Annotated in this window: 3 protein-coding genes; all 3 read left to right on the forward strand. The window is 51.5% G+C overall.

Going from position 1 to position 1,934, the window contains the following annotated elements:
* Nucleotides 1–1,094, forward strand: a 1,094-nt coding sequence (locus AC1WIP_RS15245; protein WP_481142626.1) for an argininosuccinate synthase, incomplete at its 5' end; no start/stop codon positions are given.
* Nucleotides 1,095–1,098: 4 nt separating this feature from the next.
* Nucleotides 1,099–1,383 (forward strand): DUF1294 domain-containing protein, encoded by a 285-nt coding sequence (locus AC1WIP_RS15250; RefSeq protein ID WP_481142627.1) that lies wholly within the window; start codon nucleotides 1,099–1,101, stop codon nucleotides 1,381–1,383.
* 39 nt (nucleotides 1,384–1,422) lie between these two features.
* On the forward strand, nucleotides 1,423–1,934 hold a 512-nt coding region (locus AC1WIP_RS15255; RefSeq protein WP_481142628.1), incomplete at its 3' end, for a LytR/AlgR family response regulator transcription factor.

A 1,934-nucleotide genomic window follows, 5' to 3' on the forward strand; every position in this document is an offset into this window, starting at 1 on the left:
TTGACGGCCTGGAGGAGCGCGCAATATCCTGTGGCGCGTCCAAGCTCTACATTGAAAATGTAATCGACGAATTCTGCGATGAATACATCGTTCCCTGTGTGCAGGCAGACGCAGTTTACGAAAACAAATATCTGCTGGGCACCTCCATGGCAAGACCCTTAATCGCAAAGAAGCTGGTGGAGGTTGCACGCAAGGAGGGGGCTGCCGCCATCTGCCACGGCGCCACTGGAAAGGGTAACGACCAGATCCGCTTTGAGCTTGGCATCAAGGCCCTGGCTCCCGATTTAAAGATTATCGCCGCCTGGAGAAGCGATAAGTGGACCATGGATTCCAGGGAATCCGAAATCGCCTACTGTGAGGCTCACGGCATTCACCTTCCCTTCTCCGCAGACTCCTCCTACAGCCGCGACCGGAATATCTGGCATATCAGCCATGAGGGGCTGGAGCTGGAGGACCCTGCCAACGAGCCGGATTATGATCATCTGCTGGTGCTTGGCACCACGCCCCAGAAGGCTCCCGATGAGGCGGAGTATGTGACCATGACCTTTGAAAAGGGCATCCCCACCTCAGTAAACGGCAGGCAGATGAAGGTTTCCGACATTATCCATACCTTAAACGAGCTTGGCGGCAAGCACGGAATCGGCATTGTGGACATTGTGGAAAACCGCGTGGTGGGTATGAAATCCCGTGGCGTTTATGAGACTCCCGGCGGCACCATCCTCATGGAGGCTCACAAACAGCTGGAGGAGCTGATTCTGGATCGGGACACTTTCGCAGTGAAAAAGGAAATGGGCAGCCGCTTTGCAAGCCTGGTTTACGAAGGAAAGTGGTTTACGCCTCTGCGCGAGGCCGAGCAGGCGTTCATCGAAAAGACCCAGGAGTACGTCACTGGAGAGGTGAAATTCAAGCTTTATAAGGGCAATATCATCAAGGCCGGAACCACCTCCCCCTACTCTCTCTACAATGAGAGCATTGCCTCCTTTAAGACCGGCGATCTCTACGATCACCACGACGCCGAGGGCTTTATCAATCTGTTTGGCCTCTCCTGCAAGGTACGGGCGATGAAAATGCAGCAGGCAAAAAAGGAACAGTAATCCTATGAAAACACTGCATCTTATCGCAGCGGCCTATCTTATCCTCATCAATCTTGCAGGCTGCATAAAGATGGGCATAGACAAAAAAAGAGCCATCCGGGGTGCCTTTCGCATCTCGGAGGCTTCTCTTTTTTTCACCGCTCTTTTGGGAGGAAGTCTTGGCTGCATCCTGGGAATGTATCTTTTCCGTCACAAGACAAAACACTGGTATTTCAAGTACGGCATGCCTGCCATTTTCTTTGTACAGTCTGCCGCTTTCCTGCTTTTCTATTTAAAGGTTTTATGGTAAAATAGTCCTTATCTAAAAGATGGAAGGGCGGTGTTTATTTTGCATATTGCTATTTGTGATGACAACGTTGCAGACCGCAAGCAGCTGGAGCGTCTTTTAAAAAGGGAGTCCGACAGGCGGGCAGCCAGCTCCGGACTTCTTTATACCGATTCCTTTGGAAATGCGGAGTCTCTTTTGACCAACCCCATGCAGTATGATGCTTTTTATATCGATGTGTGCCAGACGGAAGGCACCACCGGTTCTGATATTGTGTCGGCGCTTTCAGCAAAGGGAGTCAATGCCCCCATTGTCATGTGCTGCTCCCATATCAACTACAGGGAGTATGCGCTTCCCTCCAACGTGATTTTTCTGGACAAGCCCATCAAGGTGGCGGAGCTTTCAGCCAGCATAGATCATGCCCAGCAGATTCTGGAGGCGGCCGAACCCCTCATTGAGCTTCGTGAGGACAAAAATACCTTCTATGTGAGGGAGCCTGATATCCTCTATGCAGTAGAGGAAGGCCGTTTGGTGTCCGTAACCCTAAAAGACGGCAGAATCGTCTGCGTCAACAC

It is taken from the genome of Acetatifactor sp. (assembly GCF_982438285.1).